The sequence below is a fragment of the Peribacillus aracenensis genome (assembly GCF_025175645.1).
Taxonomy (GTDB): Bacteria; Bacillota; Bacilli; order Bacillales; family DSM-1321; genus Peribacillus; species Peribacillus aracenensis.
In genome coordinates this window covers 330,662-352,373 of record NZ_JANZMJ010000001.1, presented here as the reverse complement: position 1 = coordinate 352,373, position 21,712 = coordinate 330,662, and the positions used below count along the sequence as shown (strand labels likewise).

Genomic DNA, 21,712 nt, shown 5'->3' with positions numbered 1-21,712 from the left:
GTTAAAAAATTATATGCGAAAAAAGTGTTCAAAGTCAAGGAATCGTTTAAATTTCCTCTTCCACTCTCTCATTTAATTCTATTTCAGTCGCATCAACTTCATAATCCAGAAGATGATCCCAATCGTCATTGTCCAGCAAATCGAGCTGTGCACCGACAAGCATTTTGAAACGCGTCCGGAATACTTTGGATTGCTTTTTCAAATCCTCAATATCCATCGCTATTTTCCTTGCTTTCACGAGTGACTCATTGACGATCCTGTCCGCGTTTTTCTCTGCTTCCTTTATGATCAGTTTCGCTTCTTTTTGGGCATTGCGCCTTAATTCTTCGGCTGCTTCCTGAGCGACAATAATCGACTTGTTAAGTGTACCCTCAATTGTCGTAAAATGTCCCAAACGATCAAAAGTCTCGTTCAGTTTATCTTCAAGTTCTTTCTTCTCCCTCAAAATCAGTTCATAATCCTTAATGACCTGGTCGAGAAATTCATTAACTTCATCTTCATCATACCCACGAAATACTTTGTTAAATTCCTTGTTATGTATATCTATCGGGGTTAAGGGCATTACGGCACCTCCAGAACGGTTTCTACTCTAGTATGTTAAAACTCTATATTCGACAATAAATTTATAAATCCTGCTTTTTATTGAATTATTTTTGTCTGCCTAACGAGATTCTCCACTTATCCTTCTTGGTTTTTCCATCGATTGAAGCTATTTTACATCTGCCAAAACCTCTGATGGAAAGTGTATCACCTTCACGGCATTCTTCCGAGACGTTTTCCGTTTGCTTGAAATTCACCTTTACTTTACCTGACGCTATCAAGGCCTGCGTTTTTTGACGGGACATGTTCAGGACGGACGAAAGTACACTGTCAATCCTAAGAGAACTGACGGTGGTTACTTGCTCTTCCCATTTTTCTTTAATTTGGACGATATCCTCGATTGGAAGCCGTCTGATGGAAACAGAAGCATTGCCTATCTTCTCCAGATTCCCTGTGAGATACGAATCCATCTCCTCGGCAGCTATAAACTGAGTGTGCTCCTCCGTCACTATTATATCACCAAATTTTTCACGTTTTACCCCAAGTGACATTAAGGTTCCAAGTATTTGCCTATGTTCAAGCGTAACAAACTTTTTTGGATAGGAGATATCGTATAAGGAGATATTGAAATCCGATGGTTCAGGAGAATAATAATCAGGGTAAATGAGCGCACGTTTTCGCTCTACGAAATCGCCCCCGCCATTGAATTGCAGTTTCGCATCCGGATCATTCCCCAATAAGGAAGTAAGGATTTCCTGCTGACGCGGATCAAGAAAATCAGATAGTTTCGGAGCGTAGGAATTTTTAACCTGATCGATCCAATTCATAGCCTGGTCAATAAAATCTTTTTCCTCCGGCCTGAAATGCTGATAAATACTCATGATTGAATAAATGCTCCTTAGTTATCAAATTAATGAACGATCATAAGAAATTGATTAAACGCCTCTGCGTTGCTACTACACAGCGGAGAATCTTCCGACTGTGTAGTAAGATCATGTCAGGTTAGTTGTTGATCATCCTATTAAAGTCTGTAAGTAATAGATTCCATAACCGCTGGCAAAATTAAGTACCAGCAAAGCCACAAGAGGTGAAAGATCGATCATGCCAAGTGGCGGGATGAACTTTCTGAACGGTTCTAAATACGGTTCGCAAATCTTTTCCAGAAATTGACCGATCGATGTCTCCCTTGCATTAGGGAACCATGACATCAATATGTAACCGATTAATGCCATTGAATAAATTTCAATTAAATAATATAAACCCTGAAGCACTAAACCCATTAACCATTACCACCTCGCTTCTTCGTACTCCTCTTCGGCGGCGAAGCCGGTAATATTACCGGAAACATCGACGTTGTCCGGGGTACATAAGAATATATCTGTTCCGATTTTTTGGATATCCCCGCTGATTGCATAAACAGTCCCACTTAGAAAATCAATGATTCGCTTTCCTTGGTCATGCTGGATCCGTTGAAGGTTCACGACTACAGCACGCCTGTTTTTTAAATGGTCGGCTACCTCCTGGGCTTCTGCATAAGCTCGGGGCTCCAATAATACTACTTTAGAAGATTTCTGTACGCTTTGCAAACTTACGATATTCTGATTGGCATGATTCCCTGCAGAAGCGGACTGATGCTGTTTAGCTGACTTCACGACTTTTGGTTCAGCCTCCTCTTCTTCCATCACTTCATCCTTGTACTCATACTCATCATCCAGCGCGAAATAAGATTTAAATTTTGATACGAACGACATCTATAGGGTACCTCCTTAAAATTATTCGCCTACAAGTGCTGTACCAATCCTGATCATTGTAGCGCCTTCTTCAATGGCAATCATGAAGTCATTGGACATCCCCATGGACAATTCAGTACAGGGGGCATGCTTCAACTCTAAATTTTGTATTTCAACCTGGATGCCTTTCAGTTTTCGGAAGCATTCCCGCAAAACCTGTTCATCATCGGTCAGTGGAGCCATTGTCATCAATCCTGCAACATTCACCTTATCAAACTTGGATAATCCTTTGATGAAATCCATCGTCTCCTCAGGACCCAGGCCATGTTTTGATTCCTCACCAGAAACATTCACCTGCACTAAACAGTTTATCGGCTCATCTGCACGTTTTTGAATTTCTTCTGCCAAAGAAATGCGATCCAATGAATGGATATACGAAATTTTATCGATGACATTCTTTACTTTGCGTGTTTGCATGGAACCGATATAATGCCAGTTTGGCTTGTCCTTCAGCACTTCATATTTAGTCAAAAGCCCTTCGTCACGGTTTTCACCTAAATCAAGTATTCCCGCTTCCAATGCTTCATTCGCTCTCTCGACCGAAACATATTTCGTCACCGCGATCAACTTTATCGCTTCACGGTCCCTTCCGCTATTCTCACATGCTCTATTTATCTTTTCTTCGATGTTTTTTAAATTGTCCACTACTTTCACTGTTACTCTAAATCCTCCTTCCAACCGATAAAACTCATCAACCTGCCTGTCTTCCCGTTATCACGGCGATGTGAAAAAAACAATTCATGATCACAGCTGGTACAGTATGATGTAACGTCGATCTGACTTTTTGGAATTCCTGATTTTTGAAGAATCAATGCATTAAGTTGCTTAAGGTCTAACTGATATTGTCCTTCACTGATTAAATTATAGGGCTTTTCGTCAATATCTACCAGCATATTCTGCACTAAATCCATGACATAATCATCAACTACATAGCACTTCGAACAAATCGACGGTCCAATAACAGCAAATATCTCACTAGCTTTTATACCCTCACTCAGCCATGCCTCAACCATTTTTCGTGCAATTCCATTAACCGTACCCTTCCAGCCGGCATGTGCCACCCCAATCATACCATGTGCCGGAGCAAGAAAGTATAAGGGCACGCAGTCTGCATAGCAAAGGGTCAATAGAGCGTTTTGGTCCTTCGTATAGAATCCGTCAGTCGCTTTAAAGGCTGAATCATAATCCGTAGCACCTCTCCCGCCATCGCGGCTGGTAACTTGATGGATTTTCGTTTCATGTGTCTGCTCGGCACCTATCCATTCATTAAGCGGAAACGTCAGCTTATCAGCTATAATCCTGCGGTTTCCCTGGACATCTTCAAGTTTATCACCGACATGAAAACCGGTATTCAATGATTGAAAATCACCTGTACTGACTCCCCCATTTTTTGTGGTGAAGCCCGCTACGAGCTGGAGATTTTTTTGTCTCCAGCTGTCAATGAGCATATATTGATCTTTGATTAAAACAAATGGCTCTTTCATGCTATAAACCTCTTTATTTTTAGTCTAGTGTATCATATATTTGGACCACGCACCTTTAAAACCGTTCATCTTTCACTTCTGCTTGAAAAACAGTCTGATGCTCAACAAGGATGACATCTGCACCGATTTTTTTTATTTTACGCCATGGGATCACAATATCCTGTTCCCTGCCAAAAAAACCCATCAATCTAGTTCCATTAGAAACGATGATGGCCTCTATTTTCCCCGTGGCCGTATTGATTTCAAGATCTGACATATTACCTAATTTCTTGCCATCCGCTATATTGACGATATCCTTAATTTGAAATTCGGAAATCCTGGTCACATCACTCAGCTCCTCAAAATTTCATCATAGATGAAGGTCCTATTCCTATGTATATGACATGATGCGCTCAAGGATGAAGAATACGATAAATAAACGTCCATTCGATCATGATCCCTTCCGGAAGAGATTTTCAACAAAATAAAAAAGCCGCTATGGATAAGTAGCGTTAAGCGGGTATTGACATTTTTGCCCTACCCGCTTCAGCTAACTTTTCTCATGCTCAGCTTCTACTGTTGGATATTTTTATTCATTTGTTTGATTGCCGCTTTTTCCAATCGGGAGACCTGTGCTTGTGAAATGCCGATTTCCTCGGCTACCTCCATTTGCGTCTTCCCTTGGAAAAACCGTTTGCGAAGGATCATTTTTTCCCGGTCATTCAACCGTCTCATGCCTTCATTTATAGCTATTTCATCAATCCAGGTACTATCTTTATTTTTTTCATCACTCAGTTGGTCGAGTACATAAATCGGATCCCCGCCATCATTATAAATCGGTTCAAAAAGTGAAACTGGATCTTGTATAGCATCTAGTGCAAAAACAATTTCTTCATGAGGCACTTCCAACACCTTGGCGATTTCTTCAGCTGTCGGCTCACGAAGGGTCTGGCTTATGAGCTTTTCTTTTACCTGCAAAGCTTTGTAAGCGATGTCTCTTAAAGAACGGGATACCCGAATCGGATTATTGTCACGAAGATATCTTCTGATTTCTCCAATAATCATCGGAACAGCATACGTTGAAAACTTAACATTTTGACCTAGGTCAAAGTTATCTATCGACTTCATCAACCCTATACAGCCTACCTGAAATAGATCATCTACATACTCTCCCCGATTGTTGAAGCGTTGAATGACGCTTAGAACGAGTCGAAGATTCCCGTTTACCAGTTTCTCTCTTGCTGAAATATCGCCATCTTGCAGTTCTTTAAAGAGTTTTCTCATTTCTTCATTCTTTAAAACCGGTAATTTTGATGTATCCACACCGCAGATTTCAACCTTATTACGAGACAAAATTATTCCCTCCTCACAGGAGCGCTGTACAAAAAACAGTATTTCCGCGGGAGGAAAAAATATGCACATGGCTAGAACAGAAAATCCCCATTATTTTTCAATATAGGTATCAAAGTATTGATTTGATTGACATTTAAGCACTTTATTTTTTTACACCATTTTATTAAATTCTTTACGAAGCCTCTTAATAATCCTTTTTTCCAAACGTGAAATGTAAGATTGGGAAATCCCCAGCATGTCGGCAACATCCTTTTGGGTTTTTTCTTCTCCGCCTGCAAGCCCAAAACGGAGTTCCATTATCTGTTTTTCACGTTCGGATAACTGTGTAAGTGCTTTTGTCAGCAGCTTACGGTCAACATTTGCCTCAAGGTCTTTCGTGATAATGTCATCGTCCGTTCCAAGTACATCGGATAACAGAAGTTCATTTCCATCCCAATCAATATTCAGGGGTTCATCAAAAGAAACTTCAGAACGGATTTTGTTATTTCTGCGTAAATACATTAATATTTCATTCTCGATGCATCTCGAAGCATATGTAGCGAGTTTTATTTTCTTCTCAGGATTGAATGTATTCACAGCTTTGATCAAACCTATGGTTCCAATGCTGATTAAATCCTCAATATTGATGCCAGTATTTTCGAATTTCCTGGCAATATAAACCACCAGCCTTAAATTACGTTCAATCAAGATCGAACGTGCAGCTTCATCGCCATTGGGTAATTTATTGATCAGTATTGCCTCTTCTTCCTTCGAAAGGGGCGGGGGCAGTGCCTCACTCCCTCCTATATAAAATATTTCGTCCGTTTTCAATCCGAGCTTGAACAATAGTTTGTACCAAAAATAAGTGAGCCGAAGAATGAATTTCTTCAAAATAATTCTCCCTTCTAATAAACGGATTATGGGTCAAATTAAAGAGTGAATTGATGGTTCAGGAGGCATTTTGCACCGGTATCCCGGTTAACATTTTCGGGTGAACGATAGATTGATAGCTATTGTCGGGAGAGAGTTGCTGAAAGGTAAACGAAACGAGACCCTGCTTGACATGAAATTCTTTTTCTCCTTTAATGATTTTAATGTAATCCGGTTTGATTGCGGTTAACAGCTGATGTTCATGGCCCACGACTTTATAAGGGATGACACGCATTCTTCCTGTCCATGAATATTCTGGCTGCGTTTCCTGACTTATCAGGTTATCAGGATTTTTAAAGAGCTCTAGCATATCGTCCGGAATTCCTGCTTCCCCTCCTGAAAGAGAGATGATCATGACCGGGGAGCGTGTAATCGGATCATATAGTTGATTGCCGCTATCCACCAATCCATGAAATTTTCCTTCAAAGTCAGAGATTTTAACCGAGACCGAAACCATTTGCTCATGAGTAAGCTTGGTCATCTCCATCCCTTCTAGTGTTCGCTTGGAAAATTGCCATGCGAGCGGGAACCCGATCATTACGAATATCCAGCTGACAGGGTCGCCAAAACGGTTGATTCCTGCATATTGACCAGGGTCCTTGGACACGATTTGGAATTCAAATAAGTAGTGAAGTCCCAGAAGGATACCTCCCGATAAAAACGTCACGAAATATAAAGTGGCCACCGATTTCATGAAAAGCTTCAACCTATTAAACCCAAAGGTTGCCAGCACCATGACAAGGGATACTAAAATCTTCATGTACACTCGGTCGGCAATTGCATAAAAAGGAGTGAATGCCAATACGATAATGAAGGAACCAATCAATCCGCCGATGCATACCCGCCAAAGAGCTACCCTTCGTTTAAGAATGATTGCGGTCCAATATAAAAGGAGGCAGTCAAATAACCAATTCAACAACCAGATCACATCTAAATATAAAGTCAAACACCCTCCCCTCCCTTTATTAACAAACCTTCCACTAGCAAAAAGTATAGCGTACCTGCCCTTAGAAAGTGTGTCACTTTTTGTACTGAAAACTTAAGAGTTTTTCAGTCATTTTTACCCTTTTTGTAGAAAAACAGCCATTGATATTTTCAATACCGTCTTAGAGACTATCCTGCTCCCTTTTACTTCTGTCGATTTATGTTATAAAAGTTTAATAATTTATTGCTCTTCATCTTTTTACATTAATGAATAAAAGTGAACAAATGATGTGGACTCCCTTCTGCCAAGGCATTCCACCCTGTACAATTCCATCTTCCAGCTCACAGGATATCCAGAAAGTATCATGGATCCAATAATGCAGATTTCATTCATCACTTCGGTCCGGTCCGAGTGAAACGCCCCATTATTATAAGGTCAATTGACACCAATTGCTTTTAAGAGTTCACATTATTAACGACAAAAAACCGTCCCCAAATGGGAACGGCATATGACGTCGGTATTAACGGCGTCTATTACGGTTACGGAGGAAGGTTGGAATATCCAAGGCCTCATCACCTTGATTGGCATTACGTGCAGGCTGTTCATTGACTTCTTCTCTCTTCACTTCACGCTTCACGTTTGGCTGTGGCGTTTGTTGTGTCTGAGGTCTTGATTGCTGCTGTTGTCCGAGTGTTGGACGTCCAGTAGGCCGTATTGAAGCTTCAACCTCGTTAAAACCTGTTGCAATTACCGTAACGACGATTTCATCTTTAAGGTTTTCATTGATAACCGAACCAAAAATCATGTTTACGTCTTGATCGGATGCAGTAGCCACGATATCGGCCGCTTCCTGGACTTCAAAAAGACTTAGGTTCGTGCCACCTGTAATATTCATCAGTACGCCTTGGGCACCATCAATCGATGTTTCAAGCAACGGACTGGAAATGGCTTTTTTCGCCGCTTCCGCCGCACGGTTTTCCCCTGAGGAAATCCCGATTCCCATAAGTGCGGAACCTTTGTTGGACATGATTGTCTTCACATCGGCAAAGTCCAAGTTAATAAGACCTGGAACAGCAATTAAATCTGAAATCCCTTGTACACCTTGGCGAAGTACATTATCGGCTTCACGGAATGCTTCAAGCATCGGCGTGCTTTTATCGACGATTTCAAGGAGGCGGTCGTTCGGAATGACGATCAGTGTATCAACCGACTCCTTCATGGATGAAATCCCGCCTTGTGCCTGTGTTGCACGTTTTCGGCCTTCGAAAGTAAACGGACGTGTAACTACACCCACTGTAAGAGCCCCTAGATCTTTAGCGATGCCCGCTATGACAGGAGCAGCCCCTGTTCCCGTACCGCCGCCCATTCCAGCCGTTACGAAAACCATATCGGCACCTTTAAGCGCTTCTTCAATCTGCTCTTTGCTTTCTTCGGCAGCTTTTTTTCCTACTTCGGGATTGGCACCTGCTCCCAAACCACGAGTAAGTTTCCCACCGATTTGCATTTTGATTTCTGCTTTAGATAGATTAAGAGCCTGTGCGTCAGTATTGACAGAAATAAACTCAACACCCTGTACACCATGCTCGATCATTCTGTTTACTGCATTGTTTCCGCCGCCGCCAACACCTATTACTTTTATCGTTGCTAATTGTTCTAGATTAGAATCAAACTCCAACATGACAATCCTCCTATTTTGACGAAATTCCCGATTCTTAATGATTGTTATTCAAAAAAGTAACCCAGGATTTTTTTGAATTTAGATTCACCTTTTTCACCTTGTTTTTTAGCCGTGTTCTCTTTGTTTTTCTGAGAAACCTTCTGGCTGCGCTGGTCGTTATCTTCTTGAGCTTGTCCAGCTGCTACAGGAGTTTTATTAGCGGTGTTTTTTTGCATTCTCTCTTTCTTGCATGCGTGTTTAATCAAACCAACAGCTGTCGTGTATTGGGGTTCCCTGACACCGATGTAATTCGGTTCAGCTGTCCTTACTCGGTTTTGGAACACATATTGAGCTAGCTCCAGAACTCCCGGCATCTTGACGACGCCCCCGGTCAACACGAAACCACCAGGTATATCCTGGAAGCCAAGTCTCTTCAAATCATCTTGAATCAACTCGAATATTTCGGTCACCCGCGCTTCAATGATATCCGAAAGCATTAACTGGTTGCAGGTCTGCTGCTGATCGCTGCCGATGATCGGTATTTGGAATACTTCATCTTCAGACGCGTCATCATAAAAGGCATGTCCATGCTTTACTTTTATTTTCTCAGCTTCCTCCATCGTTGTCCTCAGAACGATGGAAAGGTCCTTCGTAAGTGTTTCCCCGCCTATAGGTATCACAGACGTATATTGTAAATAGCCTTGTTCGAAAATTGCGAGAGTCGTGGAACCACCGCCAATATCGACAAGTGCCACACCAAGTTCTTTTTCATCCTTGGATAAAACAAGGGAACCTGCGGCTAACGGCTGAAGGGCAATATCGGTTATTTCCAACCCTGCCCTTTCCACACAGCGCAGTGTGTTATGTAAAATTGTCCGAAGACCTGTGATTAAAATCCCCCTCATTTCCAACCGGACACCTATCATGCCCCTTGGATCACTGATTTCATCAAGTTCATCAACTTTGTAGTGAATCGGCACCACGTCGATGATTTCCCTGTCGGATGGTATCGTTATTAACTCCGCTGCTTCCCTAACACGGAAAACGTCATGCTCGGTAATCTCTTTATTGTCACTGGATACCGCTACTACCCCATGACACGGCTGAAGCGTCACGTGATTTCCGCTTATGCCGACGATTACCTTCTTTATCTCCATCCCTATCATCCGTTCTGCTTGCTCTATAGCCTTTTGAATGGATTGGACGGTTTCATCTATACCGACGATCGAACCCTTTTTGAGCCCTTCTGATTTAACATTTCCTACGCCGATTATATTTAATGTGTCATTGACCATTTCCCCAATGATAACTTTTACACTGGATGTACCGATGTCAAGACTTACGTATATTTCGTTGCTGTTCATTCCATGGCACCTCCTTCAGTTTTATACATGTATTAGTAGAATAACATTTTTATATCGAAGTCTTATACATTATAGAATAACAGAACTGATTACAACAACTCGCGAATTTCATGGATATTCGGTTCATTTTATATTTCACGAACAAAACTCGTAGATTTCCCACTTTATGGTGCTTATTGTTCGTTTCTCAACGAGACTGATACACTTAATAAACTAGATACTGCCATAAACTATTCGTCATTTATAACTTAATTCCCTTTAAAATTATAGATTTTTTTTCTGCTTTTTCCGGGAAATGGACCATTTTTCAATTAGGATCCTTCTAATCAGGGCGATATTTTGAAAGAGCCTTACACCGAACACAAAGATTGCGGCTAAATATAAGTCTACACCAAGATGTACACCTAGAAAAGCCAAACCTGCGGCTAAAACAATATTAAAGAAGAATCCTGTTACAAATACAACTTCATCATAAAGATTTTGCAAATGAGCCCGTATGCCCCCAAATAAGGTATCAAAAGCAGCAAGTACGGCAATGGAAAGATAATTTGAATATTCATGGGGAATATCAAAATCCACCAAAAAGCCAAGGGTGATTCCAATTAATAACCCAAAAACCGGAAGCCACATTACGATTCCCCCCCATCCATAATGGGTTCCATATGTTCCACATTAATAGCATTTTGGTAAGCCGGCAAAGTCAACTCACCGGAAGGTACATCGATCTGCACTTCAAAATTATCTATAAAGAAATCATCCATAAGTTCGGAACCTTCAATGCGTTGCTTCAGTTTCTTTGGATTATCGGTTATCGCCTTTATTTCGACCGGGTAATGAACAAGAGGATAACCGTCCATTTTCGGCTGCCCATTAATATCACGAATAACCGATGTTGATATATACCTTTGTCCTGAAATGGAAATTTCGTCAGCGCCATACCTATACATTTCATTAATGAGCCGTATGATCAAAACAGGTGAAATATAATCGACCTTCTCACCAAGTAGGATATCTGCTTTGATGGGCTGTATAGATACGATGACGCCATTACCTTTAATTTCGGTCAAACCTGCGTCTGTCTTTAATTCGGTCAGGGTGTCACGCAATACTTCTTCTTTACTCTCATTTTTCTTTGTTTCATAGGATGCTATTTTTCCCTCAAGCTTTCTGATACCCTCTATTAAATCCGCCTGGGTCTGCTGTTCTTTCAATAAATCACTTTTCAGCTCCCACATATCCCTTGTATCGGAAACGACAGGCTGATTCACCAAATTGAATTGAATAGCGAGCATGAAGCCAGCAATCAACGTAACCAAACTAAAAGAAAGCTTTTTTTTCATTTCCAGTTTCTCACCAATCTTTCATCGAATCCGGCGGTCTGATCACCCTCCAATAATTGGATCAAAAATGATATTCTTTTGCTTTTCCACTGTAAAGATAATATTCTCATTAACCAGCTGTTCCTTGATGCCACCGGGTAAGTCCAGTGAAGCACGCAGGACATCCGGGTCCCCAATCGCAGAAATGATGAAGGGAGCAGGATGTTGATGACCATCGATTGTAATCACAGGCCCATTACAGATTATGTATGAATCATGATTTAACCTTTGACCGTTAATCGCAACAGCCTCTGCACCTGATATGTATAGTTCATTGACGACCTTGAAGACATGCTGTTCATGGACGAGGTAATTATTAACATTGGCTTTTGAATCCATATCCGTACCATCTTCAAGAGTCACCTGCAGGCCTGAGCCTTTTACTTTCACTTTCCCGAGAAACATACGGTATTTTTCCGTATCCTTTGCCAAATTGAAAAAAAGCTGCTTTTCCTGCGCTAGGTCTTTTTCTATTTGGGATACATTTTCTTGCTTCTGAAGGAGTTCCTTCTGAAGTTCCCGGTTCTGCTTCTCTTGTTCGATCAGCTGTTGCCTGAGTTCATATTCCTGATCCCAGGCTTTGTCCTCCCCTGCACCCTTACCTTCTTTGGTCAGATTGTAAGAGAAGGCAATCATGAATCCGAGAACCACGCAAACCAGGGGTAAAATCACTCGTTTGCCATTAATTTTCCTCATTAGTGTCTTCCTTTTGTTCAGCGTCTTCATATGCCTTAAAATAAGAACCCACTTCCAGATCGATGACTCCCTTTACATTCGGATCCAACTGGCTGACAATTGATGGATAGTGAATCATTTTCTCGTATAAAGTCCGGCTTGTCGCACTTACTTCAAACCCATCGTTCATATACATGACGATATGGTAGACATCAGTTTTGGTTGGAGCGTAATGAATTTCTGAAATGGCATTCTGAATCTCGACAGGAAGCTTGTCCAGCTCTTCTAAAAGTAACTTTAATGCTTTACCCTCTTTGAAACCAATTAAAACAGGGGCAAATACTGGAATTTCGCCTGTTGCCAGCTCCTCTAAAACGGACCCGTTCTCCAAAATGGGTGCAATCTTCCCATTATTGGACAGATATGCCATCCTATTATGTTCCGAAACCGTAATTTTTATGGAATTAGGAAATATCGGAGTCACCTTAACGCTTTTTATTTCTTTATTTTTTTTGATATTGGCTGCAGCTTCCCCTGTATCAACCTTCCAGATGCTTCGATCCTTCTTCACCTTACTCAGTTTAATGATCTGTTTGGAAGTAATATAACGATTTCCCTCCACCTGCACGGATTTCACATAGCTTAACGGAGATAAGAAATATAGCACACAAGCAACCAGAATGAAGAAAAGGGAAAGCAAAAGAACAAGCCGCCTGTTTGCTTTGCTTTTTCTTAATTGTTTTAATTTCGGGATGCGGTCCTCAATGGAAACGATTTTCCCCTTTTCCATCCCCTTCACCTCTTCCTGAAAAAATGGATGGTTCTTGACAGTGCGAAATCAAGACAAACTCTATATTTGGTTATTAACAAACTTTAAAAGGTAACACATTATATCACAATATTTGGATATAATGAATCTATTATTTTCTGCCGATAATTTCCACTTCTGTTTCCATTTCAACTTCAAATTTATCAAACACAGTATCCTTCACATGCTGTATCAGCGCTTGAACATCCGCTGCGCTTCCATTACCTGTGTTAACGATAAAGTTCCCATGCATTGGTGAAATCTGAGCTCCGCCAATAGAATGTCCCTTCAGGCCTGCATTTTCGACCAATTTACCAGCATGGTGTGGAAGTGGGTTTCTAAATATGCTCCCGGCACATGGAAGATTATACGGCTGGGTATCTTTACGATAATTCTTGTTATTCTGCATTCTTTCAACGATTTCGGTTCTATCACCCTCTGTCAATTGAAAAATTGCTTCCAGTACGATACCAGGTCTTTTCTTCTGAAGCAGGGAAGTTCGATAAGAAAACTCCATTTCTTCTTTTGAAAGCCAAGCTAGGGTTCCATCATCAAATAGAACATGTGCCTCCTTGAGAATTTCACTCATATCGGAACCGTGTGCACCAGCGTTCATATAGACTGCTCCGCCGACTGAACCGGGAATCCCACTGGCAAATTCCAATCCTGCATATCCTTTTTTACTGATTTGTACGGACAGGCTGACAAGTGATACTCCAGCTCCTGCTTTTATCTCCGGCCCATTTATCTCGAGATGATCAAGTCCTTTACCCAATTTAAGCACGGCACCTTCAATTCCGCCATCACTGACAAGTAGGTTCGAGCCCCTGCCGATCACCGTCCATGGAATCTCATTTTCTTTGATGACCTTCATTGTTTTTTCTATATTTTCAATGGATGACGGCACGATGAATAAATCAGCCGGCCCCCCAATTTTCATAGTTGTATGATTTGCAAGCGGTTCCTGTTCAAGAACTTTGCCGATTTTCATTTCAGTTAATTGCTTTATCACATTATCCATGATAAACCTCCTTGTTGTTCCAAAAATTCCGAGTTATAATTTTCATTTCCTCTTCCATGAGGTCACTTATATGACAAGATTAATTACGCCTTTTTAGCAGAAAATGAGCAGAAGCAAGCCCCAGTACGGCCTAACCCTCTTATACTATAGTCTAAACAAAGACGTATTGCCAATATTTATTGTGGATTCCTCAACATTCATACATGGTAATATTTAAGCGGCATTTCATTTATTTCTAAATTTCGGCAAAGCACAATCCAAAATCATTTTCCTGCAAAGGTTTTCAACGTAAAAAAGGAAGCCCTGCGTTTAACAGAACTTCCCTTTAGCCAAACCCTATATTTCACTTATTTTCAGAACCTTGAATAACGGCTAATATTCAGGAGCACCCCAATCGCCATCAACATGAGCGTCAATGATGAACCGCCATAACTTAAGAGGGGCAAGGTGATACCCGTAACTGGCATCAAACCCGTTACCACACCTATATTGATCATCACTTGAATGGCGACCATTGCAATGATCCCCACCGCTACAAGGCTCCCATATAAATCAGGGGCACCAAGTGCGATCCGAATGCCCCGCCAAAGCATGAGCGCAAATAATAAAATGACCAGAGAACCCCCGATGAAGCCAAGTTCCTCGGAAAGTATGGCAAAGATGAAATCAGTCTGCGGTTCTGGTAAGTAGAAAAACTTTTGGCGGCTTTGCCCGAGTCCCAATCCGAACAATCCCCCGGGTCCGATTGCATAAAATGATTGAATCATTTGAAATCCACTGCCCAAAGGGTCTTCCCAAGGATCCAGAAAAGACGTGATCCTTTTTATCCGGTAAGGCGCTGATAAAATCAGACCGACAAAACCTGCTACCCCGATTAGCCCCAAGCCGACAAAATGACTGATTTTTGCCCCGGATATAAAAATCATAACGATGCACGTTCCAACCATCACCGTTCCCGTTCCAAGGTCCGGCTGTAACATGATCAATCCAAATGCCAAAAACACTAAACCCAAGGATGGAAGCATCCCTTTTTTAAAGGAGGTGATCAACTTTTGCCGTTCTGATAAAAACTTAGCTAAAAAAGCGATCATCGCCAGCTTCATGAACTCAGAGGGCTGCACCGAAAAGGCACCTACACCAATCCAGCTCCTCGAACCATTTCTCGCCATTCCTATACCTGGTACAAGCACAGCCAGTAACATAATGAAACAAATGATGATAAGGATTTTGGCCCATGTCCGCCACGTCCAGTAATCCACATTCATGATGAAAAACATGGCTATGACACCAACGCAGGCAAATAGCAACTGCCTTTTAGCAAAATAAAACGAATCATCAAATTTATATGTTGCCCAAATGGCACTCGCGCTGTAAACCATGATTAATCCAACAGTCAAAAGACTTAAGGTGACGATAATGAGAATGAGATCAGGATTCGATTTTTTTAATGGCACGGACATCCACCTCTAGGAAGTTTTTCGAGCCTGCGAATATAAAACATCAATGCTGATTGCTTGTCAGCACTTTAGTCAAAAAAAAAGCGATAACGGCTCATTATCGCTTTTTTCCATGGTGTCAACGTAGAAGCAAGTTAACTTCTCTCTGCGAAAGCTCTTACTTAAGTTTATGCACGGCCTCCATAAATATGTCTCCTCTTTGCTCAAAAGTTTTATATTGATCCCAGCTTGCGCAAGCCGGGGAGAGAAGAATGCAGTCGCCTTCATCTGAAAATTCAAATGCAGCAGGTACGGCCTTTTCTACATTATCGACACGTTTTATATTCGCTATTCCTAATTCTTTGGCTACCCGTTCAATTTTTTCTGCCGTTTCACCAAAAGTTATCACGGCTTTGACATTTTCCATCGCCGGTTTCAACTCATCAAATTCATTTCCGCGATCCAAACCGCCCGCCAATAAGATGACAGGTTCCGTAAAGGAAGTTAGCGCTTTGGATGCTGCTAGAATGTTCGTCGCTTTCGAATCATTATAAAATCTACGGTGATCGATCGTTGCCACAAACTGCAGACGGTGCTCCACACCATAAAATGTTTTCAGTACAGTCTGAATGGCTTCGTTAGCTACACCCTTCAGTTTGGCCGCTGAGATGGCCGCAAGCACATTTTCCAAATTGTGCTTACCAGGAAGGGCTATCTCAGAAACTTCAATGATTTTTTCTCCTCGGAAACTGACGGCACCATCTTCCACATAGGCTCCATTCTCATGTTTCACTTCAGCTGAAAAAGGAACAAGTTCAGCCTTGGTCTTTTTCGCCATGGACAAAACCAGATCTTGATCTGCATTAAAAATCATGAAATCTGAGGCTATTTGATTTTTCGTAATGGCAGCTTTTGCTTCGACATATTCCTGTTTGGAACTGTGATAATCCAAATGTGCATCATACAAATTTGTCACGATTGAGATTTCAGGACGAAATTCGTCTATTCCCATTAACTGAAACGATGATAATTCAATGACGATCGAATCATCGGGTTTTGCATTTTCAGCAACACCAGAAGCCACTGTCCCGATATTACCGGCAACCAGCGGGGATTTTTCACCGGTCTTCAACATTTCGTATATCAATGTTGTCGTGGTCGTTTTCCCATTTGTACCAGTGATTCCTATGAAAGGTGCCTCACTTATCTGATAGGCCAGTTCAACTTCCGTGATAACAGGGATCCCTTTTTCCAATGCCCCTTTTACGATAGGGTTCCGATAGGGGATTCCCGGGTTTTTCACGATCAGCTCGAAACCCTCATCAAGAAGCTCGATCGGATGACTGCCGCAGATGACTTTGATTCCCTGTTCAAGAAGTCCTTGAGCCTCAGGATTTTCCGATAATGGCTTCATGTCATTAACCGTCACGAAAGCACCTAATTTATGTAGAAGCGAAGCTGCAATCACTCCGCTTTTTGCCAACCCCAATACTAATATCTTTTTCTCTGAATACTTTGCAGTCTCTTTCAATTATATCCACACCTCTAAATAGATTCCGAGTACCGCACACAGCAGCCCCACTGTCCAGAAAGTCACGACGACGCGCCATTCCGACCAGCCGGAAAGCTCATAATGGTGATGAAGCGGACTCATTTTAAAAATACGTTTACCAGTCGTCTTAAAAGATCCTACCTGCAGGATGACCGAGAGCGTCTCAATCACGAAGACTCCGCCGATGATCACCAGGAGGATTTCAAGCTTCGTTAACAAGGCGATGGTTGCGATCGCCCCCCCAAGGGCCAAGGAACCCGTATCCCCCATGAAAACCTTTGCTGGATGTGCATTGAATACCAAGAATCCGAGTACTGCACCGACAACCGCCACTGAAAAAATAGCGACATCATATTGTGACTGACTCCAGGCCAAAATGGCAAAAGCACCAAAGGCAATGGCAGATGTTCCTGAGACAAGTCCATCAAGCCCATCCGTCAAATTGACGGCATTCGAAAAACCTACGAGCCAGAAAATAACGATAAACAGATAAAACCAGCCAAAATCAAAAGCAAAGTCAGTACCTGGAATCGTCAATTCTGGATTAAAACGGTCTGTCTGCTTAAAAACGAAGTAAAAGATGACAGAAATCACAATTTGTCCAAGCAGTTTTTGCTTGGAAGTCAATCCTAGGTTTCGCTTCATGACCACTTTGATGAAATCATCCAGGAAACCTAATAAACCAAAACCTAAAGTAACGAATAATAATAAATACGTTTCGGTTGAAGGTGACGAAAATTTCAAAGTCATGACTAGTGTAGCGATGGTGACAGATAATAATATGACCAAACCGCCCATGGTGGGTGTGCCGGTTTTCTTCAGATGCGATTGTGGGCCTTCTTCCCTAATACTTTGCCCGAATTTCAATCTTCTTAAAAACGGGATGAAAATCGGCGAAAGAAGAACGGTTACTAAAAACGCCACCAAAATCGTATAAAAAATCACTTGTTCCAACATTCCTTACTCCCTCATTCCTAACACAATTCAAATATAAAAATCTGCTTGATGTCTTTTCTTATGGCTGTTTTCGCATACTTTGTTGCTATTTACCATGTTAAGCGGTGTGGTTGATTTCCCTCCAGATGCTCGCTTTCCGCGGGGCGGGCGGTAAGCCTCCTCGGCGTAAACGCCTGTGGGGTCTCACCTGTCCCGCTGCTCCCGCAGGAGTCTCGCACTTGCGCTCTATCAACCTTAAATCGTTTAGTTTTTAAAAACAACAATCTTTACGAAAAGAGCCTTTCTTATTTTTCGCAAAGGCAATTTCAGCTTTGGTTCAAATTGAACCCAGACGACTTTGAATCGCCTTTTCCGCTTCTTCACGGTCATCGAAGTGAAGCACTTCGTCACCGACCAATTGATAGGTTTCATGACCTTTTCCGGCTATTAATATAACGTCGCCCTCTTCCGCCTTGGTAACAGCGTAAGCTATCGCCTGCCTGCGATCTTCAATAACGGTATATTCTTTGCCTGCTACACCAGCTTCCATATCCCGGAGGATCTGGGCAGCATCTTCACTGCGCGGATTATCCGAAGTGAAAATCGGGTCAGTCGCCAAGCTGCATGCAATTTCGGCCATGATGGGACGCTTTGTCTTGTCGCGGTCCCCGCCGCAGCCCACTATCACGAAAATTTTCTTTCTGGCAAACTCGCCAACAGTCTTTAGAACATTTTCTAAACTGTCCGGAGTATGGGCATAGTCAACAATGACAGCGAAGTTCTGATTCGCTGTAATGAGCTCAAAACGGCCTGCTACACCTTTTATATCCTCGATGGATCTAATTGTCTCATCTAGATCGTTACCGGCGCACAAAGCAGCTGAGATTGCTGAGAGCACATTATAAACACTGAACTTACCAATTAGCTTCAGCTGAATGTAACGCTCTTCTTTGCCTGCTGTCAAGGTGAACGATGTGCCATTTGCATCAATTTGTATATCCTTGGCCCTGATATCTGCTTCTTTGTCTATGCCGTATGTTACGACTGTAGCAGCAGTCGCTTTAATGAAATCAGCTGTTGCCTCATCATCGGCATTAAGCACAGCATATTTAGGACGATTTTCTATGTAAGCATTGCCTAGCTGTGAGAAAAATAAGGATTTTGCCTGCCTGTATCTGTCCATGGTTTTATGAAAATCCAAATGATCCTGTGTGAGATTCGTAAAGACGGCAATATCATAATCACAGCCATGGACGCGTCCAAGTTCAAGTGCATGCGATGAAACTTCCATAATCGCAGTGGTAACGGATGCTTCGGCCATTTCATGAAAAGCCTTCTGCAGCGTAACGCTATCTGGCGTCGTATTCTTAGTTTCATATACCGTATCGGCAATTTTTGTATACATCGTGCCAATCAAGCCTGTTTTTTCTTGTCGATCCTCGAAAATTTTTTCCAATAAGTGACTGGTCGTCGTCTTTCCATTCGTACCTGTAATTCCGATCAAGCGCATCTTTTGAGTTGGATGGCCATAGAATGCATCGGCAAGCACCGCCATCGCCCTGCTCGAATCCCTGACTATGATCACGGGAACATCGAGGTCAAGCGGCCTTTCGGCAATGACTGCTGCAGCTCCATGTTCTACAGCAAGTCGGGCAAAATCATGACCATCGACTGTATAACCTTTTATACAAACAAATAAACTTCCGTCTATGACTTTACGGTTATCATTTTCAATGGAGGTGATTTCAGGATTTTCTCCTTCATACGTAAATAAGGAGTGTAAATAAGATAGTAATTTGTGAAGCTTCATTTTTCCATCCCTCTCAACTTAATTTGAGGATTCATTATATGTGATTAGCCTTGGCTTGTCGAGAAACCAATTTCAATTATACGGGGTTATCCCGACTCCGTAAACAAAGCGGCTGATGATTCTTCAGCCGCTTTAACTATTCATATATTATATTATACTTATTCTGTATTTTCGCCAAGATAAATTCTTATTGTGGAGCCTTGTTTTACTTTAACACCTGGATCGGGGGCTTGATTTATGACTTTATCCCCATTTCCGGAAATATCCAGCTTAAGGTCGATGAGCTGGGTTTGCAACTCTTTTTTGCTGATACCCACAACGTCAGGTACCTCGACCATGACCGGATCCGTCCAGACCGTTTCCTTCTCAATCTGGTTTTTCCTTGGCTTAACGCCCATGGCCCTAAGTGAATCCTCCATGATATTCCCAACGATCGGTGCGGCAACGACCCCGCCGAACTGTACCGTTCCTTTAGGATTGTCCACAGCTATATAAACGACGATTTGCGGATCATCCGCTGGAGCGACCCCAATGAATGAGAGAATATAATTATTTTCAAGGTATCTGCCATTTTCAGCTTTTTGGGCTGTACCCGTTTTCCCGCCGACTCGGTACGACTCCACGAATGCTCCTTTACCGCTACCTTGGGCGACAACGGATTCAAGTGCTTCACGGACTTTCTTCGAGGTCGCTTCTGAAATCACTTTTCTCTTCGCCTGTGGGGTCTTTCGCATCAGTACTTCCCCATTTTTTGGATTAACAAGTTCCTTCGCGATATAAGGTGTATACAAAGTTCCGCCATTCACAGCCGCCGATACCGCTGTCACCTGCTGAATGGGCGTTACGGCTACACCTTGTCCAAACGCTGTCGTTGCCTGCTCAACCGGACCCACTTGATCCATGTTGAACATGATTCCTTTTCCTTCTCCGGTTAAATCAATCCCTGTCTTTTGCCCAAACCCGAAATCATTTATATATTTAAACAGCTTGTCTTTACCAAGCCGGTTCCCTAATTCTACAAAACCAGGGTTACATGAGTTCTCGACGACTTCAAGAAAAGTCTGGTCCCCATGTCCTCCTCTTTTCCAGCAATGCAGTGTAGACCCTGACACTTCCACATGTCCGGAATCGTAAAAATGTTCCTTTTGTAAGTCGACCTTCCCTTCCTCAAGCGCCGCAGCAAGCGTGATGATCTTAAAAGTCGAACCTGGTTCATATACACTCCAAACTGGTAAATTACGGTTATACACTTCTGAAGGTACATTTTGGAAGTTGGCCGGATCGAAGGTTGGCCTGCTTGACATTGCCAGTATTTCCCCTGTATTCGGGTCCATCGCAATGGCAATTATACCATCGGGATCATATGTCGCCTCCGCATTATCGAGCTCCCTTTCCACAATTGTCTGGATTTTACTATCGATGGTTAGCTTCAAGTTATCACCATCAACAGGGGGCTTATAGTCATCGGCCATATTTTCAAGTCTTTTCCCTTTAGCATCGGAGTAAAATTTCACGAATCCCTTTTCCCCGCTTAGTTCCTTATCATATGACAATTCAATACCCATCAACCCTTGATTGTCAGAGCCTGTAAAGCCAAGAACATGCGAAAGGTATTCACCAAATGGATAATGACGCTTTGAATCCTCAGCGATGTAAACGCCCTTTATCCCTAATGCTTTAATTTCCTTCGCCTTTTCATGAGATATCTTTCTGCCTTCCGGAATTCTGACGCTCATCGCCTGTTTCGTTAACCATTGATAAGCCTTTTCCTTTGTCATATCCAATATTGAAGCAAGCTGTTCCGCAGTCTCCCCAGGATTCTCAATCTGTCTTGGGATGACATAGACTGTTGGTGCAGATATATTCGTTGCCAGCTCAACACCATTCCGATCCAGAATTTCTCCTCGTTTGGCTTCAAAAGGAATATTCCTGCTCCAGGAATCTTTAGCCAGCCCCGTCAACTTATCCCCTAGATAAAACTGTACAATTCCCAATCGGATATCAATGATAAAAAAAACAACGATACCGATCGCCAATGCGATTGCCAGCCGTTTTCGGACAGTAACATTCGAAACACGCAAAAACAGGCACCTC

The 21,712-nt window shown here is 42.2% G+C and carries 22 protein-coding genes; all 22 read right to left on the bottom strand.

Annotated elements, in window-relative coordinates:
• Positions 1 to 46: 46 nt before the first annotated feature.
• Positions 47 to 562, bottom strand: coding sequence for a DivIVA domain-containing protein (locus N0M92_RS01785; RefSeq protein WP_034313857.1), 516 nt, complete (start codon positions 560 to 562; stop codon positions 47 to 49).
• 85 nt (positions 563 to 647) lie between these two features.
• Positions 648 to 1,421 (bottom strand): YlmH family RNA-binding protein, encoded by a 774-nt coding sequence (locus tag N0M92_RS01780; protein ID WP_192203973.1) that lies wholly within the window; start codon positions 1,419 to 1,421, stop codon positions 648 to 650.
• A gap of 132 nt (positions 1,422 to 1,553) precedes the next feature.
• On the bottom strand, positions 1,554 to 1,820 hold the full coding sequence (locus N0M92_RS01775; RefSeq protein WP_053345253.1) for a YggT family protein: 267 nt from the start codon (positions 1,818 to 1,820) through the stop codon (positions 1,554 to 1,556).
• Between the two features lie 6 nt (positions 1,821 to 1,826).
• Positions 1,827 to 2,291: a cell division protein SepF gene (locus N0M92_RS01770; RefSeq protein WP_076366647.1), complete on the bottom strand. Its 465-nt coding sequence runs from the start codon at positions 2,289 to 2,291 to the stop codon at positions 1,827 to 1,829.
• 21 nt (positions 2,292 to 2,312) lie between these two features.
• The gene (locus tag N0M92_RS01765; protein ID WP_260284204.1) at positions 2,313 to 2,984 is read right to left on the bottom strand and encodes a YggS family pyridoxal phosphate-dependent enzyme; all 672 of its coding nucleotides are present in this window, start codon (positions 2,982 to 2,984) and stop codon (positions 2,313 to 2,315) included.
• Between the two features lie 2 nt (positions 2,985 to 2,986).
• Positions 2,987 to 3,814 (bottom strand): peptidoglycan editing factor PgeF, encoded by an 828-nt coding sequence (gene pgeF / locus N0M92_RS01760; RefSeq protein WP_260284203.1) that lies wholly within the window; start codon positions 3,812 to 3,814, stop codon positions 2,987 to 2,989.
• A 55-nt stretch (positions 3,815 to 3,869) separates the two neighbouring features.
• Positions 3,870 to 4,139 carry a YlmC/YmxH family sporulation protein gene (locus tag N0M92_RS01755; RefSeq protein ID WP_076366653.1) on the bottom strand — a complete coding sequence of 90 codons (270 nt, stop codon included), beginning with the start codon at positions 4,137 to 4,139 and terminating at the stop codon, positions 3,870 to 3,872.
• 227 nt (positions 4,140 to 4,366) lie between these two features.
• On the bottom strand, positions 4,367 to 5,146 hold the full coding sequence (gene sigG, locus N0M92_RS01750) for an RNA polymerase sporulation sigma factor SigG (RefSeq protein WP_034313871.1): 780 nt from the start codon (positions 5,144 to 5,146) through the stop codon (positions 4,367 to 4,369).
• Between the two features lie 150 nt (positions 5,147 to 5,296).
• The gene (sigE, locus tag N0M92_RS01745) at positions 5,297 to 6,016 is read right to left on the bottom strand and encodes an RNA polymerase sporulation sigma factor SigE (RefSeq protein ID WP_034313874.1); all 720 of its coding nucleotides are present in this window, start codon (positions 6,014 to 6,016) and stop codon (positions 5,297 to 5,299) included.
• A gap of 58 nt (positions 6,017 to 6,074) precedes the next feature.
• Positions 6,075 to 7,001, bottom strand: coding sequence for a sigma-E processing peptidase SpoIIGA (gene spoIIGA / locus N0M92_RS01740; protein ID WP_260284202.1), 927 nt, complete (start codon positions 6,999 to 7,001; stop codon positions 6,075 to 6,077).
• Positions 7,002 to 7,500: 499 nt separating this feature from the next.
• Positions 7,501 to 8,658 carry a cell division protein FtsZ gene (ftsZ, locus tag N0M92_RS01735; protein WP_098371076.1) on the bottom strand — a complete coding sequence of 386 codons (1,158 nt, stop codon included), beginning with the start codon at positions 8,656 to 8,658 and terminating at the stop codon, positions 7,501 to 7,503.
• Positions 8,659 to 8,702: 44 nt separating this feature from the next.
• Positions 8,703 to 10,001, bottom strand: coding sequence for a cell division protein FtsA (gene ftsA, locus N0M92_RS01730; protein ID WP_214750823.1), 1,299 nt, complete (start codon positions 9,999 to 10,001; stop codon positions 8,703 to 8,705).
• A 264-nt stretch (positions 10,002 to 10,265) separates the two neighbouring features.
• Positions 10,266 to 10,631, bottom strand: a complete 366-nt coding sequence (locus N0M92_RS01725) for a small basic family protein (protein WP_098371078.1) — start codon at positions 10,629 to 10,631, stop codon at positions 10,266 to 10,268.
• Positions 10,631 to 11,341, bottom strand: coding sequence for a DUF881 domain-containing protein (locus N0M92_RS01720; RefSeq protein WP_260284200.1), 711 nt, complete (start codon positions 11,339 to 11,341; stop codon positions 10,631 to 10,633). Before N0M92_RS01720 ends, N0M92_RS01725 begins: the two co-directional genes overlap by 1 nt.
• Before the next feature lie 42 nt (positions 11,342 to 11,383).
• Entirely contained in the window at positions 11,384 to 12,076 is a 693-nt protein-coding gene (locus N0M92_RS01715) for a DUF881 domain-containing protein (RefSeq protein WP_260284199.1), read from the bottom strand.
• A complete protein-coding gene (locus N0M92_RS01710) occupies positions 12,063 to 12,845 on the bottom strand; it encodes a cell division protein FtsQ/DivIB (RefSeq protein ID WP_260284198.1) in 783 nt (260 codons plus the stop codon). Before N0M92_RS01710 ends, N0M92_RS01715 begins: the two co-directional genes overlap by 14 nt.
• A gap of 130 nt (positions 12,846 to 12,975) precedes the next feature.
• The gene (gene murB, locus N0M92_RS01705) at positions 12,976 to 13,884 is read right to left on the bottom strand and encodes a UDP-N-acetylmuramate dehydrogenase (protein WP_260284197.1); all 909 of its coding nucleotides are present in this window, start codon (positions 13,882 to 13,884) and stop codon (positions 12,976 to 12,978) included.
• A 353-nt stretch (positions 13,885 to 14,237) separates the two neighbouring features.
• On the bottom strand, positions 14,238 to 15,344 hold the full coding sequence (gene spoVE / locus N0M92_RS01700; protein ID WP_370662527.1) for a stage V sporulation protein E: 1,107 nt from the start codon (positions 15,342 to 15,344) through the stop codon (positions 14,238 to 14,240).
• A 154-nt stretch (positions 15,345 to 15,498) separates the two neighbouring features.
• Positions 15,499 to 16,851 carry a UDP-N-acetylmuramoyl-L-alanine--D-glutamate ligase gene (gene murD / locus N0M92_RS01695; RefSeq protein ID WP_260284196.1) on the bottom strand — a complete coding sequence of 451 codons (1,353 nt, stop codon included), beginning with the start codon at positions 16,849 to 16,851 and terminating at the stop codon, positions 15,499 to 15,501.
• Complete coding sequence (gene mraY, locus N0M92_RS01690) at positions 16,852 to 17,829, bottom strand: phospho-N-acetylmuramoyl-pentapeptide-transferase (RefSeq protein ID WP_192203963.1); 978 nt, start codon at positions 17,827 to 17,829, stop codon at positions 16,852 to 16,854.
• Positions 17,830 to 18,145: 316 nt separating this feature from the next.
• On the bottom strand, positions 18,146 to 19,618 hold the full coding sequence (locus tag N0M92_RS01685; RefSeq protein WP_260284195.1) for a UDP-N-acetylmuramoyl-L-alanyl-D-glutamate--2,6-diaminopimelate ligase: 1,473 nt from the start codon (positions 19,616 to 19,618) through the stop codon (positions 18,146 to 18,148).
• Positions 19,619 to 19,776: 158 nt separating this feature from the next.
• Positions 19,777 to 21,699, bottom strand: coding sequence for a stage V sporulation protein D (locus tag N0M92_RS01680; protein WP_260284194.1), 1,923 nt, complete (start codon positions 21,697 to 21,699; stop codon positions 19,777 to 19,779).
• Positions 21,700 to 21,712: the final 13 nt, after the last annotated feature.